General features: G+C 68.2%; 11 protein-coding genes. 6 read left to right on the top strand and 5 right to left on the bottom strand.

What is annotated here, in order from left to right:
• Positions 1 to 4: 4 nt before the first annotated feature.
• Both HEP73_RS18545 and HEP73_RS18540 read right to left on the bottom strand, forming a co-directional pair.
• Positions 5 to 961, bottom strand: coding sequence for an electron transfer flavoprotein subunit alpha/FixB family protein (locus HEP73_RS18545; protein ID WP_185821060.1), 957 nt, complete (start codon positions 959 to 961; stop codon positions 5 to 7).
• Entirely contained in the window at positions 961 to 1,707 is a 747-nt protein-coding gene (locus tag HEP73_RS18540) for an electron transfer flavoprotein subunit beta/FixA family protein (RefSeq protein ID WP_179568594.1), read from the bottom strand. The genes HEP73_RS18545 and HEP73_RS18540 overlap by 1 nt, the downstream gene beginning before the upstream one ends.
• A gap of 236 nt (positions 1,708 to 1,943) precedes the next feature.
• On the opposite strand from HEP73_RS18540, the gene rfbB reads away from it, so the two are divergent.
• The 4 genes from rfbB to rfbD are packed head-to-tail and all read left to right on the top strand — an operon-like array spanning position 1,944 to position 5,412.
• The gene (gene rfbB / locus HEP73_RS18535; RefSeq protein WP_185821059.1) at positions 1,944 to 2,999 is read left to right on the top strand and encodes a dTDP-glucose 4,6-dehydratase; all 1,056 of its coding nucleotides are present in this window, start codon (positions 1,944 to 1,946) and stop codon (positions 2,997 to 2,999) included.
• Between the two features lie 57 nt (positions 3,000 to 3,056).
• The gene (gene rfbA / locus HEP73_RS18530; protein ID WP_185821058.1) at positions 3,057 to 3,944 is read left to right on the top strand and encodes a glucose-1-phosphate thymidylyltransferase RfbA; all 888 of its coding nucleotides are present in this window, start codon (positions 3,057 to 3,059) and stop codon (positions 3,942 to 3,944) included.
• Entirely contained in the window at positions 3,941 to 4,498 is a 558-nt protein-coding gene (gene rfbC, locus HEP73_RS18525; protein WP_185821057.1) for a dTDP-4-dehydrorhamnose 3,5-epimerase, read from the top strand. The genes rfbA and rfbC overlap by 4 nt, the downstream gene beginning before the upstream one ends.
• Positions 4,495 to 5,412: a dTDP-4-dehydrorhamnose reductase gene (gene rfbD / locus HEP73_RS18520; RefSeq protein ID WP_185821056.1), complete on the top strand. Its 918-nt coding sequence runs from the start codon at positions 4,495 to 4,497 to the stop codon at positions 5,410 to 5,412. Before rfbC ends, rfbD begins: the two co-directional genes overlap by 4 nt.
• Positions 5,413 to 5,493: 81 nt before the next feature.
• On the opposite strand, the gene HEP73_RS18515 is transcribed toward rfbD, so the two are convergent.
• The gene (locus tag HEP73_RS18515) at positions 5,494 to 6,897 is read right to left on the bottom strand and encodes a mannose-1-phosphate guanylyltransferase/mannose-6-phosphate isomerase (RefSeq protein WP_179568585.1); all 1,404 of its coding nucleotides are present in this window, start codon (positions 6,895 to 6,897) and stop codon (positions 5,494 to 5,496) included.
• Positions 6,898 to 6,937: 40 nt separating this feature from the next.
• Positions 6,938 to 8,284: a phosphohexomutase domain-containing protein gene (locus HEP73_RS18510; RefSeq protein WP_185821055.1), complete on the bottom strand. Its 1,347-nt coding sequence runs from the start codon at positions 8,282 to 8,284 to the stop codon at positions 6,938 to 6,940.
• Between the two features lie 133 nt (positions 8,285 to 8,417).
• Between HEP73_RS18510 and HEP73_RS18505 the strand changes: the two genes are divergently transcribed.
• Complete coding sequence (locus HEP73_RS18505; RefSeq protein WP_003466795.1) at positions 8,418 to 9,155, top strand: CoA transferase subunit A; 738 nt, start codon at positions 8,418 to 8,420, stop codon at positions 9,153 to 9,155.
• Position 9,156: 1 nt separating this feature from the next.
• Complete coding sequence (locus HEP73_RS18500) at positions 9,157 to 9,789, top strand: CoA transferase subunit B (RefSeq protein ID WP_185821054.1); 633 nt, start codon at positions 9,157 to 9,159, stop codon at positions 9,787 to 9,789.
• A gap of 23 nt (positions 9,790 to 9,812) precedes the next feature.
• Here HEP73_RS18500 and HEP73_RS18495 read toward each other — a convergent pair whose 3' ends face one another.
• On the bottom strand, positions 9,813 to 12,644 hold the full coding sequence (locus HEP73_RS18495; RefSeq protein ID WP_185821053.1) for a rhamnan synthesis F family protein: 2,832 nt from the start codon (positions 12,642 to 12,644) through the stop codon (positions 9,813 to 9,815).
• Between the last annotated feature and the right edge of the window lie 64 nt (positions 12,645 to 12,708).

The raw sequence follows: 12,708 nt of genomic DNA, 5'->3' as shown, positions 1-12,708 counted from the left end.
GGCGTCAACCCAGTGCCGTTTCCAGTTCCGGGAGCAAGGTGAACAGGTCACCCACCAGCCCGATGTCGGCGATCTCGAAGATCGGCGATTCCGGATCCTTGTTGATCGCGACGATGGTGCCGGCGTCCTTGATCCCGGTCAGGTGCTGGATCGCGCCGGAGATGCCGACCGCCACGTACAGGTCCGGGGCGATGATCTTGCCGGTCTGGCCGACCTGCAGTTCGTTGGGCACGTAGCCGGCATCCACCGCCGCGCGCGAGGCACCCACCGCGGCGCCGAGCTTGTCGGCCAGCTTGTAGATGATCTGGAAGTTCTCCGCCGAGCCCACGCCGCGGCCGCCGGAGACCACGCGCTTGGCGCTCTGCAGGTCGGGGCGGTCGGAGCTGCCCGCGGCCAGGCCGACGAAGCGGGTGTGGGTGGGCAGCGTGGCGCTGACGCTGGCCGCTTCGATTGCCGCGCTGCCGCTATCGCCTTCACGGGAGCGGGCCGCTTCCGGCCACGAGGCGCTGCGCACGGTGGCGACCACGGTCTGGTCGGCGGGCGCCTGCACGCTGATGATCGCGTTGCCGGCGTAGATCGGGCGCTTGAAGGCATAGTCGCCATCGACCGCCATCAGGTCGGAGATCTGGTTGACCCCGAGCAGCGCGGCGACCACCGGCATCAGGTCCTTGCCGAAGGTGGTAGAGGGACCGAACACGTGGCTGTAGCCCTGCGCCAGCTGTGCGATCTGCGGCCCCAGCACCTGCGCGATGGCGTGTGCGTTGGCCGGATCGGCGACAGTGAGTACGCGGCTCACGCCGGCGATCTGCGCGGCCTGTGCGGCGACGGCGGCCGGGTCGGCGGCCAGCACGACGATGTCGATGGTTTCCGGCGACAGCGCCTGCGCGGCGCTGACCGTCTTGGCGGTGGCCGCGTTGAGCTGGCCGTTCAGGTGTTCGGCGACGACGAGGATCTTGGCCATTACAGCAACCCCTTCTGCTTGAGTGCGGCCACCAGTTCGGCGGCGTCCTTGACCATCACGCCGCGGCTGCGCTTGGGCGGCGGCGCGTAGTGGGTGGTGGCGAGGCTGTCGTTGGACTCCACGCCCAGGTCGGCGAAGGCCAGGGTCTGCAGCGGCTTGCTCTTGGCCTTCATGATGTCGGGCAGCTTGATGAAGCGCGGCTCGTTCAGGCGCAGGTCGGTGGTGACCACCGCCGGCAGGTCCACTTCCAGCGTTTCCAGGCCGGCGTCGACTTCGCGGGTCACCGTGGCCTTGCCGTCGGCGACCACCAGCTTGCCGGCGAAGGTCGCCTGCGGGCGGCCCCACAGCGTGGCCAGCATCTGCCCGGTCTGGTTGGCGTCGTCGTCGATCGCCTGCTTGCCCAGGATCACCAGGTCCGGCTGCTCCTGCTCGACCAGTTTGAGCAGGGTGCGGGCCGCGGTCAGCGGCTGGATCGCGGCATCGGTGACGACGTGGATGGCGCGGTTGGCGCCCATCGCCAGGCCGTTGCGCAGGTGCGCGGCGGCATCGGCCGGAGCCAGGGTGACCACCACCACCTCGCTGGCGATGCCGGCGTCGCGCAGGCGCAGCGCCTCTTCCAGGGCGATTTCGTCGAACGGGTTGGGGGAAAGCTTGACGCCCTCGGTCACGACGCCGGAGCCGTCCGGCTTGACCTGGATGCGGACGTTGTAGTCCACCACGCGCTTGTAGGCGACGAGGATTTTCATCTTGTACGAGATCCTTCAGCAGTGCGGGAAGGCCCGGCCGCGGCGGCTGGCACGGGGCAGTCGGTGGATTCTAACCGGCGGCGATGGACCATGCGAGGGCGTATGGTGGCGGTCGGAGGCGGCTGCCTCAGTCTGAACCCGGCCCGGCAGGCGCAGGCGACCATCCCCGGCAAAGCGTATATCCTGTGCGGTTTGAGCAGCGGCGCGCCTCGCAGCGCCGACCAGGAGACGTGACAGTGGCTACATGGCTAGTAACCGGCGGCGCCGGGTTCATCGGCGGCAATTTCGTGCTGGAAGCGGTGTCGCGCGGGGTGCGCGTGATCAACCTGGACGCGTTGACCTACGCCGGCAACCTGAACACGCTGGCGTCTCTGGAGGGCAATCCCGACCACGTCTTCGTGCAGGGCGATATCGGCGACCGCGATCTGGTGGCGCAACTGCTGCGCGAGCACCAGCCCGACGCGGTGCTGAACTTCGCCGCCGAGAGCCATGTGGACCGCTCGATCGACGGCCCCGGCGCCTTCATCCAGACCAACGTGGTCGGCACCCTGGGCCTGCTGGAAGCGGTGCGCGACCACTGGAAGGCGCTGCCGGAAGGACCGCGCGCCGCATTCCGCTTCCTGCACGTGTCCACCGACGAGGTCTACGGCACCCTGGGCGAGACCGGCAAGTTTTCCGAGACCACGCCGTACGCGCCCAATTCGCCGTACTCGGCCTCCAAGGCCGCCTCCGACCACCTGGTGCGCGCGTTCCACCACACCTACGGCCTGCCGGTGCTGACCACGAACTGCTCCAACAACTACGGTCCGTACCACTTCCCGGAAAAGCTGGTGCCGCTGGTGATCGCCAAGGCACTGGCCGGCGAGCCGCTGCCGGTCTACGGCGACGGCAAGCAGGTGCGCGACTGGCTGTTCGTCGGCGACCATTGCGAGGCGATCCGCACCGTGCTGGCCAAGGGCCGGGTCGGCGAGACCTACAACGTCGGCGGCAACTCCGAGAAGCAGAACATCGAGGTGGTGCAGGCGATCTGCGCGCTGCTCGACGCGCGCCGCCCGCGCGCCGACGGCCAGCCGCGCGCCAGCCAGATCACCCATGTCGCCGACCGCCCCGGCCACGACCGGCGCTACGCGATCGATGCGTCCAAGCTGAAGAACGAGCTGGGCTGGGAGCCGCAGTACAGCTTCGAGCAGGGCATCGCCATCACCGTGGACTGGTACCTGGCCAACCAGGCCTGGGTGCAGGGCGTGCTCGACGGCAGCTACCGGCTGGAACGTATCGGCACGGCGGCATAACGCGAGTCCCTCGCAAGAGCCCGCACACCGATGTGCGGACTTCCTAGGAAGCACCTCATGACCCAACGCAAAGGCATCATCCTGGCCGGCGGCTCCGGCACCCGGCTGTATCCGATCACCAAGGGCGTCAGCAAGCAGCTGCTGCCGGTGTACGACAAGCCGATGATCTACTACCCGCTCAGCGTGCTGATGCTGGCCGGCATCCGCGAGGTGCTGATCATCAACACCCCGCACGAGCAGGCCTTGTTCCGTGCGCTGCTGGGCGACGGCTCGCAGTGGGGCATGCGCCTGGAGTACGCGGTGCAGCCGAGTCCGGACGGACTGGCGCAGGCTTACCTGATCGGCCGCGAGTTCATCGACGGCAAGCCGAGCTGCCTGGTGTTGGGCGACAACATCTTCCACGGCCATGGCCTGACCGAGACCCTGCGCCGCGCCGATGCGCGGCAGCACGGCGCCACCGTGTTCGGCTATTGGGTCAACGACCCGGAGCGCTATGGCGTGGCCGAGTTCGACCAGGCCGGCAAGGTCATCGACATCGCCGAAAAGCCGGCCCAGCCGCGCTCCAACTATGCGGTCACCGGCCTGTACTTCTACGACGGTCAGGCCAGCGAGCACGCAGCCGCGTTGAAGCCCTCGCCGCGCGGGGAGCTGGAAATCACCGATCTCAACCGCCGTTATCTGGACGCGGGCGAACTGCACCTGGAACCGCTGGGCCGCGGCTACGCCTGGCTGGATACGGGCACGCACCAGTCGCTGCACGAGGCTTCCAACTTCATCGAGACCATCCAGTCGCGGCAAGGACTGCAGGTGTGCTGTCCCGAGGAGATCGCGTTCGGCCAGGGCTGGATCGATGCCGCGCAGCTGGAGAAACTCGCCGCGCCGCTGTTGAAGAACGACTACGGCAAATACCTGCATGAACTGGCTGTACGAGGAATCGTTCCGTGAAAGTGATTGAAACCAATCTGCCCGGCTGCGTGGTGATCGAGCCGGCGGTGTTCGGCGACGAACGCGGCTACTTCTTCGAGACCTGGAACGCCGAGCGTTTCGGCCAGCACGGGCTGCCGACCAATTTCGTGCAGAGCAACGTCTCGACCTCGGCCAAGGGCGTGCTGCGCGGCCTGCATTACCAATGGCCGCGCCCGCAGGGCAAGCTGGTCAGCGTGCTGGAAGGCGAGGTCTACGACGTCGCCGTGGACATCCGCCGCGGCTCGCCGCACTTCGGTCGCTGGGCGGCGGTGGTGCTGAGCGCGGAGAACAAGAAACAGTTCTGGATCCCGGAAGGCTTCGCGCATGGGTTCGCGGTGCTGTCCGAGCGTGCGGTGTTCAGCTATCTGTGCACCGATGTGTACGTGAAGGAAGCCGACGCCGGCGTGCGCTGGGACGACGCGGCGATCGGCGTGGACTGGCCGATCAGCCAGCCGGTGCTGTCGGCCAAGGATGCGGTGGCGCCGTTCCTGGCCGACATCGCCGCCGAACGTTTGCCGGTGTACGCGCCGTGACCACGCTGGTGTTCGGCGCCAACGGCCAGGTCGGCCAGGAGCTGCTGCGCGCGCTGGGCGCACGCGGGCCGTTGCTGGCGACCACGCGCAGCGGCCGCCTGCCTGACGGCAGCGCCTGCGAGAGCGCCGACTTCGACCAGCCGCAGACGCTGGGCGCCTTGCTGGACCGGCTGCAGCCGACGGCCGTGGTCAATGCGGCGGCCTATACCGCCGTGGATCGCGCCGAGCAGGAGCACGACGCCGCGTTGCGTGCCAACGCCGAAGCGCCCGCGGCGATCGCCGGCTGGTGTGCGGCGCATGGCGTGCCGATGGTGCATTACTCCACCGACTACGTGTTCGACGGCCAGGGTAGCCGCCCTTATCCGGAGGACGCGCCGACGGCGCCGCTGGGCGTCTATGGCGCGACCAAGCTCGCCGGCGAAGCGGCGATCCGCGCCTCCGGTGCGCAGCACCTGATCTTCCGTACCGCCTGGGTCTACGCCGCGCATGGCAGCAACTTCCTGCGCACGATGCTGCGCGTCGGTGCCGAGCGCGACGAACTGCGCGTGGTCGCCGACCAGGCCGGCACGCCGACGCCGGCGGCGCTGATCGCCGACGTCACCGCGCAAGTCCTTGAGCAACGCACTGCTGCGCAATCGGGCACCTGGCACCTGACCGCCGCCGGCGAGACCACCTGGCACGGTTTCGCCGAGGCGATCTTCGAAGACGCGCTCGCCGCGGGTCTGCTGGCGCGTGCGCCGCGCGTGCTGCCGATCGCCACGGCCGAGTATCCGACGCCGGCCAAGCGCCCGGCGTATTCGCGGCTGGACATCGCTAAGCTGCAGCGCGATTTTTCGCTGGTGTTGCCGCAGTGGCGCGATGGCCTGCGCCAGGTGATCGGCGAACTGGCCGCACAAGCGCCACAATCCGCATAGCGCGGCACACGCCGGCTTGAAAGGCGGAAACGAAAAAAGCCGGGCATCGACCCGGCTTTTTTCTTTGCGCTGCAGCAGGACTCAAGTGCGCCCGTAGGTGTCCTCGAAGCGCACGATGTCGTCCTCGCCCAGATAGCTGCCGGACTGCACCTCGATCAGTTCCAGCGGCAGCTTGCCCGGGTTCTTCAGGCGATGGGTCACGCCCAGCGGGATGTAGGTGCTCTGGTTCTCGGTGAGCAGCAGCACTTCTTCGCCACGGGTGACCTCGGCGGTGCCGCTGACCACGATCCAGTGCTCGGCGCGGTGGTGGTGCATCTGCAGGCTCAGCGTGGCGCCGGGCTTGACGGTGATGCGCTTGACCTGGAAACGCTGGCCGTTGTCGATCGAATCGTAGGCACCCCACGGGCGATACACCTTGCGGTGCCAGGTGGCCTCGGAGCGGCCGCTGGCCTTGATCCTGGCCACGATCTCCTTGACCTCCTGGATGCGCTCGCGGTGCCCGACCAGCACCGCGTCGTCGGTCTCCACCACCACCACGTCCTGCAGCCCGACCATCGCGATCAGCCGCGAACCGTAGGCGTACGTGTTGCGGCAATCGATCTCGATCACGTCGCCGTGGTGCGCATTGCCCTGCGCGTCCTGCGGCGAGACTTCGAGCAAGGCCGACCAGGAACCGACGTCGTTCCAGCCGGCGTCGAGCGGCACCACCACCGCGTCGGCGGTCTTCTCCATCACTGCGTAGTCGATCGAGTCCGACGGGCTGGCGGCGAAGGCGTCCTTGTCCAAGCGGGTGAAATCGGCGTCGCGCTTGGACGCTTCCCAGGCCTTGCTGCAGGCGTCGGCGATCGCCGGCTGGAAGCGGCGCAGCTCTTCCAGGTAGCGCGAGGCGCGGAACAGGAACATGCCGCTGTTCCAGTAGTACTCGCCCGAAGCAAGATAGCCCTGCGCAGTAGCCAGGTCCGGCTTCTCGACGAAGCGCTCGACCGCGCTGACGCCGTTGCCGGCGCCGGCCTTGATGTAGCCGTAGCCGGTTTCCGGCGCGGTCGGCTTGATCCCGAAGGTGACCAGCTTGCCTTGCTCGGCGGCCGCGGCGGCCGCGCGTACCGCGGCCTGGAACGCCGCTTCGTCGCGGATCACGTGGTCGGAGGGCAGCACGAGCAGCAGCGGGTCGGCGCCGTTGCGGGTGGCCTCCAGCGCCGCCACGGCGATGGCCGGAGCGGTATTGCGGCCCTTGGGCTCGAGCAGGATCGACTGCGGCTTGACGCCGATCTGCTGCAATTGCTCGGCGGCAACGAAGCGGTGCTCTTCGTTGGCGACCACGATCGGCGCGTGCCCGGCGACGGGCGCCGCACGCAACCAGGTGGCTTGCAGCATGCTGTGTTCGCCGACCAGCGGCAGGAACTGCTTCGGATAGGACTCGCGCGACAGCGGCCAGAGCCGGGTGCCGGAGCCGCCGGACAGGATGATGGGTAGGACGTCGCTCATGGGCGGGGGAACTCCATAGTGCGTCTGGGGGGAGGGGAGATCAGTCGCGCAGCAGGTCGGAAATTTCCTGCGTGCGCGCTTCCAGCAATGCCGCATCGCCACGCGTTTCCACGTTTAGGCGCAACAGCGGTTCGGTATTGGAGCTGCGCAGGTTGAAGCGCCAGTCGGCGAATTCGGCGCTGACGCCATCGGTATAGTCCAGCGCCGGCGCGTGCGTGGCGAAGTGCTCCATCACCCGCGCCACCGCGGCCTTGGCATCGGCGACCTTGAAGTTGATCTCGCCGCTGCACGGGAACTTCTGCATGCGCGCCTCGACCAGGTCGGCCAGCGAGCGACCCGACTGCGACACCAGTTCGGCGATCAGCAGCCACGGGATCATGCCCGAGTCGGCGTAGGCGAACTCGCGGAAATAGTGGTGCGCGCTCATCTCGCCGCCGTACACGGCGTTCTCGCTGCGCATCTTCTCCTTGATGAAGGCATGCCCGCTCTTGCACAGCACTGGCACGCCGCCGGCGTCCTCGACCATCTCGATCGTGTTCCAGGTCAGGCGCGGATCGTGCACGACCTTGCCGCCCGGCTGCTTGGCCAGGATCGCCTGCGCGAGCAGGCCGACCAGGTAATAGCCTTCGATGAAACGGCCGTTCTCGTCGAAGAAGAAGCAGCGGTCGAAATCGCCGTCCCAGGCGATGCCGAAGTCGGCGCCATGTTGCTTGACCGCCTTGGCGGTGGCCTCGCGATTTTCCGGCAGCAGCGGGTTCGGGATGCCGTTGGGGAAGTGGCCGTCCGGCTCGTGGAACACGCGCACGAACTCGAACGGCAGGTGCGGCGCCAGCAGGTCGACGATGGCGCCGGCGCCGCCGTTGCCGGCGTTGACCACCAGCTTCAGCGGCTTCAACGAGCCGATGTCGATGTAGCTCAGCAGGTGCGCGATATAGGCGGACTTGTCCGGGCGGCTGTGCTCGGCCGCGGTCGGCGTGCCGGCCGGCGCGGTGTCGGCGGCCACGGTGTCGCGGATCGCGAACAGGCCGGTATCGGAGCTGATCGGGCGCGCATTCTCGCGCACCAGCTTCATCCCGTTGTAGTCCATCGGGTTGTGGCTGGCGGTGACCATCACCCCGCCCGCAGCCTTGAGGTGATCGGTCTGGAAATACACTTCCTCGGTGCCGCACAAGCCGATGTCGATGACCTCGCGGCCGCTGGCGCGCAGGCCGGCCGACAGCGCGTCCTGCAATCCCTGGCTGGCCAGGCGCACGTCGTGGCCCACGACTACCGGCCCGCTTTCCAGCTGCCCCGCCAAGGCCACGCCGATGCGGCGGGCCAGGTCTTCGTTCAGTTCGTCGGGAACGCGACCGCGGATGTCGTAGGCCTTGAATGCGGGAAGCGACATAGGGGAGGGACCTTGGATGGGGGAACCCGGAGTGTAACGTTCCGGCCCTTAATCGGTCATTGCGGCAGTGCGCAGCAGGCCGCGCGCGGCGAGCGGCTAAACTACTTGTCTACTTCCGATTCGGAGCTGGCGAATGGGCGACACCTCTACCCGGGCGACCGGACGGCGCGGCAAGCTTTTCCCCGACGCGGCCACGGCGCTGGCCGACGTGGTGGGCGATGGCCAGACCCTGGCGGTCGGCGGATTCGGCCTGTGCGGCATCCCCGAGGCCTTGATCGCCGCGCTGCGCGACAGCGCGGTGACCGGCCTGACCGTGATCTCCAACAACGCCGGCGTCGATGGCTTCGGCCTGGGCCAGCTGCTGGCGACCCGGCAGATCCGCAAGATGATCTCGTCCTACGTCGGCGAGAACAAGGAATTCGAGCGCCAGTACCTGGCCGGCGAACTGGAGCTGGAGTTCAATCCGCAGGGCACCCTGGCCGAACGCCTGCGCGCCGGCGGCGCCGGCATTCCCGCGTTCTTCACCGCCACCGGCTACGGCACCGTCGTCGCGCAGGGCAAGGAGACGCGCGAGTTCGACGGCAAGCACTACGTGCTGGAGACCGCGCTGCAGGCCGACGTGGCCCTGGTCAAGGCGTGGAAGGCCGACGCGGCCGGCAACCTGGTGTTCCGCAAGACCGCACGCAACTTCAACCCGGCCTGCGCGATGGCCGGCAAGGTCTGCATCGCCGAGGTCGAGCAACTCGTCGACACCGGCAGCATCGATCCGGACCAGGTGCACCTGCCCGGCATCTACGTCGACCGCATCGTGCACAACCCGCATCCCGAAAAACGCATCGAACAGCGCACCCTGCGCCAGAAGGACGCCTGACATGGCCTGGACCCGCGACGAAATGGCGCAGCGCGCCGCCCGCGAACTCACCGATGGCGCCTACGTGAACCTGGGCATCGGCCTGCCGACCCTGGTCGCCAACCACATCCCCGAGGGCGTGGACGTGTGGCTGCAGTCGGAGAACGGCCTGCTCGGCATCGGCCCGTTCCCGAGCGAGGACGAGGTCGACGCCGACCTGATCAACGCCGGCAAGCAGACCGTCACCGCCCGCGCCGGCGCCAGCTATTTCGGCAGCCACGATTCCTTCGCGATGATCCGCGGCGGGCATATCGACCTGGCGATCCTCGGCGCGATGCAGGTCAGCGCACACGGCGACCTGGCCAACTGGATGGTGCCCGGCAAGATGGTCAAGGGCATGGGCGGGGCGATGGACCTGGTCGCCGGGGTCAAGCGCGTGGTGGTGCTGATGGAGCACGTCGCCAAGGACGGCAGCCACAAGCTCCTGCCCGAGTGCGACCTGCCGCTGACCGGCGTGGGCGTGGTCGACCGCATCATCACCGACCTGGCGGTGTTCGACGTGAGCGCGGAGGGCCTTGTACTGGTCGAGGCGGCCGATGGCGTGGAGGATGCGGAGCTCGTTGCCAAGACCGGGGTGCCTTTCCGCAGAGCCTGACGCTACTGCGGCAGAGATGCCGCTCAGATGGTCACGGCGACTCGGCCGCGGCCGGTGAACGCATCGCCGACCGCCAGGCCGCGCGCCCAGTCGCCGGCCTGCCAGCGGCCCTCGCCCAGGCAGCGCAATGGCGCCTGGATCAGTTCGCGGTCGAACGCGAATTGCCAGGTCTCGCTGCCGCCGATGGCGCAAAGGTCGGCGACGAAATTGAGCGCGCCTTGCTGGACTGCGGCGACCGTGGCGAAGTGCGTGGAGTCCAGTTCGTTGTCGGCGAAGACGGGGTCGACCTTGCCATCGTCGCGCAACGCGAAATGCGAGAACTGGCCATCCGGTGCGGTCAGGAAGGTTTCCAGCAGCAAGTCGTGTTGCAGGATCGCCGAGGTTCCCGCATCCGCGCTGCGGCCATCGAAGTAACGGGCTTCTGCCCAGCCGCCGGCCTGGACCTGAGCGATGCCGTCGTTCACCGCGAAATAGCCGCCGCCCAGCGTGGTTCCGGTCAATCTGCCCAATTGCGCCTGGATGGTGCCTGCGTAGCCCAAGTCCGCAACCATGGTTGGTGCGTCTTCGACCGTGGCGCGCCAGTAACGCAGATAGCCTTCGCGTTCGACCGCGGCGACCTTGAGCAGCGCGGGCATCGCAGGCGCCAGTTTTTGCAGCAAAGCGGCGCGCATCTCCGGCAGCATCACCATGCCGCGCATGTCTGTGGCGCCGAGCTGCGCTGCGACCGCGCGTGTCGCCGCGGTGCCGAGCCGTGCCTGCAGCAGATCCTGCAGGCTGCCGGTATAGGTGCTGCCGAGCAATGCCTCCAGGTCGTTGGCCTCGCGCAGCGTCGGCACGCCGGTGCCGCGGCGCGAGGCCAGCAGATAACGGCCGCGCAGCGCGGCCAGCGGCGGACAGGCCGCCTGCAGCAGCGCAAACACCTTTTGCAGCAGATAGCCTTCCCGGCTCAGGAACAGGATCTGGCCAATGCCGCGCGACAGCGCCACGCGCGACAGCCACAGCAGGTAGTCGGCGAGCAACGGGCCAAACACCAGATAGCCGAGCGAGGTCGGCGACTCCAGGCGCAGACAGTGGCCGAACTGCTCCGGCCGGGTATCGGCCAGATCCGCCAGGTGGCCACTGAGCAGGCCCAGCCACAACTGATCCTGCCAGGGACTGGATGCGCCTGCGGCAGGTCGCAACGGGCGCAACGCCGGGACCACGTCGAGCAAGGCCGATGGCCGCAGCACATGCACGGGCGTGAGATAACCGTGCATCTGCGGGCGCTGGATGTCCGCCTGTTCGTTGTCGCCGACGTGCAGCCAGTGCCGCGCCACCACGCCTTCGCGCGCCGGAAGCTGTTCCCAGGCCTGGTCCTCATCCTTGCGCCAGCCGGTTTCGCAAGACACGTACCAGGCTTGCGGCAGTCCGCGGACTGCCGATGGCAACACCTTTTGCAGGTCGGCGCTGTCCAGGTACATGTCCGACACGGCGACCAGGCGCCGGCCGCTGGCGGCGAGCGCGGTGGCAGCGGCGACCAGCGTCCGACGCGGCCGCAACAGGCGCGCTTCGGTATCCAGTTCGAGTTTCTGCAGGGCGTGCAGGGGCAGGTCTTTCGCCTCCGCGAGGTGCGCCATCGCGGCATAGATGGCGTCCAGATCGACATCGCGCCCGGCCGCTGCGCGCGCGCGCGCTTCGGCACGCTCGCGCAACATGGCGAATTCGGCGACGCCCAGCGTTTCGGCGGCCAGATGCGCGAGATAGGCGCGCGCGCCGGCAGGGGTCAGGAACGGGCGCGTCACCAGGGTGTCGAATACGTCCAGCGATACCACGCTTGCATCGATCGCCGAGAGCGCCACGCGCGTAGCCAACGGCATCTGGAAGGCTTGCATCCAGTTGCGGCTTCCTTCCGTGCTCAGCGCGAGCGTTCCGTCCGCTGGCAGAATGCCGGCCAGCAGCCCGTGCTGGCGCGCCACCGCCACGAACATCCGCTCCAGGGCATGCTGCAGCGTCCCGTCGATCTGGCCGCGCTCTTCCGGGAAATCATGCAGGTGCAATTCCAGTGCGTAGATCGGCCGCAATGCCTCCACGCGCGCCCAGAACATCGAGCCGGCCGGGAAATCGATGTAGGCCGTCGCATCGATGCCGACGCCGAGGCGCTGGCCCAGTTCGCGACAGGCCTGCAGATTGCTCAGCCACGTATGCGCCCACAGCGGCACGCCGGCGAAGCTCTCCGGATACACGATGCCCAGTCGCGGTTCGGCGGCGAACATGCCCAGAATCCAGCCGATACGCTGTGCCGAACCGAACAGGGACGCGGTCAGGTAGTTGCGCCAATCCTGGCGCTCGTTGCCGGTATACAGCGATTTCTTGCTATGCCAGTGCGCCACGACGTCGAGCGCCAGGACGTCCTCGCGGAACGTCACGATCAATGGCGCGAGGTCACGGCCACGATTGGCGACCTTGCGCACGTGCAGCGTCTGCAGGTTCGGCAACGACGACAGGCGCTGTTGCGCAGCGGCCTGCGCGTCGTCGTCGATAACCGACACCATCAGCACGTACGGCACCGGCATGGCGGTCAGCGCCTCGGCCAATTCGCTCAGAAGGTCGGGGTAGAAAACGTGGGCCATCACGCCCACGCGCAGGTGTACGCGCTCGATCGGCGTCGGCGCGGGGAACGCGACATCCGATGGCGGCGGCACCGAGGCTTGCGCATGCGCGGCATTGCGCAAGCGCCGCACGAAACCGGCAAGGCCCAGCGCCCGCAGCACCTTCCAGCTGCGCTCGGCAACGGCAAGCAGGCCGCGCCAGCCGCCGCCGTGCCGCTCGACAGCCGCACGCGCGGCACGCTCGGCCTTGCGCCAGGCGGCTCTCATCGCGAGGTCACGTGGCGAAGAACGCGGCTGCGGCGCAGCAAGAGCATCGTGTCGGACGCGTGCG

Source organism: Xanthomonas sp. GW (genome assembly GCF_014236815.1).
Classification (GTDB): domain Bacteria; phylum Pseudomonadota; class Gammaproteobacteria; order Xanthomonadales; family Xanthomonadaceae; genus Xanthomonas_A.
Note: the sequence above shows the minus strand (reverse complement) of the source record. Positions and strands in the feature narration are given on the sequence as shown.

Bases quoted from the DNA above. Each gene is read 5' to 3' on its own strand.
- HEP73_RS18545 (WP_185821060.1), bottom strand. From the start codon at position 961: ATGGCCAAGATCCTCGTCGTCGCCGAACACCTGAACGGCCAGCTCAAC.
- HEP73_RS18540 (WP_179568594.1), bottom strand. From the start codon at position 1,707: ATGAAAATCCTCGTCGCCTACAAGCGCGTGGTGGACTACAACGTCCGC.
- rfbA (WP_185821058.1), top strand. From the start codon at position 3,057: ATGACCCAACGCAAAGGCATCATCCTGGCCGGCGGCTCCGGCACCCGG.
- HEP73_RS18515 (WP_179568585.1), bottom strand. From the start codon at position 6,897: ATGAGCGACGTCCTACCCATCATCCTGTCCGGCGGCTCCGGCACCCGG.
- HEP73_RS18510 (WP_185821055.1), bottom strand. From the start codon at position 8,284: ATGTCGCTTCCCGCATTCAAGGCCTACGACATCCGCGGTCGCGTTCCC.
- HEP73_RS18505 (WP_003466795.1), top strand. From the start codon at position 8,418: ATGGGCGACACCTCTACCCGGGCGACCGGACGGCGCGGCAAGCTTTTC.
- HEP73_RS18500 (WP_185821054.1), top strand. From the start codon at position 9,157: ATGGCCTGGACCCGCGACGAAATGGCGCAGCGCGCCGCCCGCGAACTC.
- HEP73_RS18495 (WP_185821053.1), bottom strand. From the start codon at position 12,644: ATGAGAGCCGCCTGGCGCAAGGCCGAGCGTGCCGCGCGTGCGGCTGTC.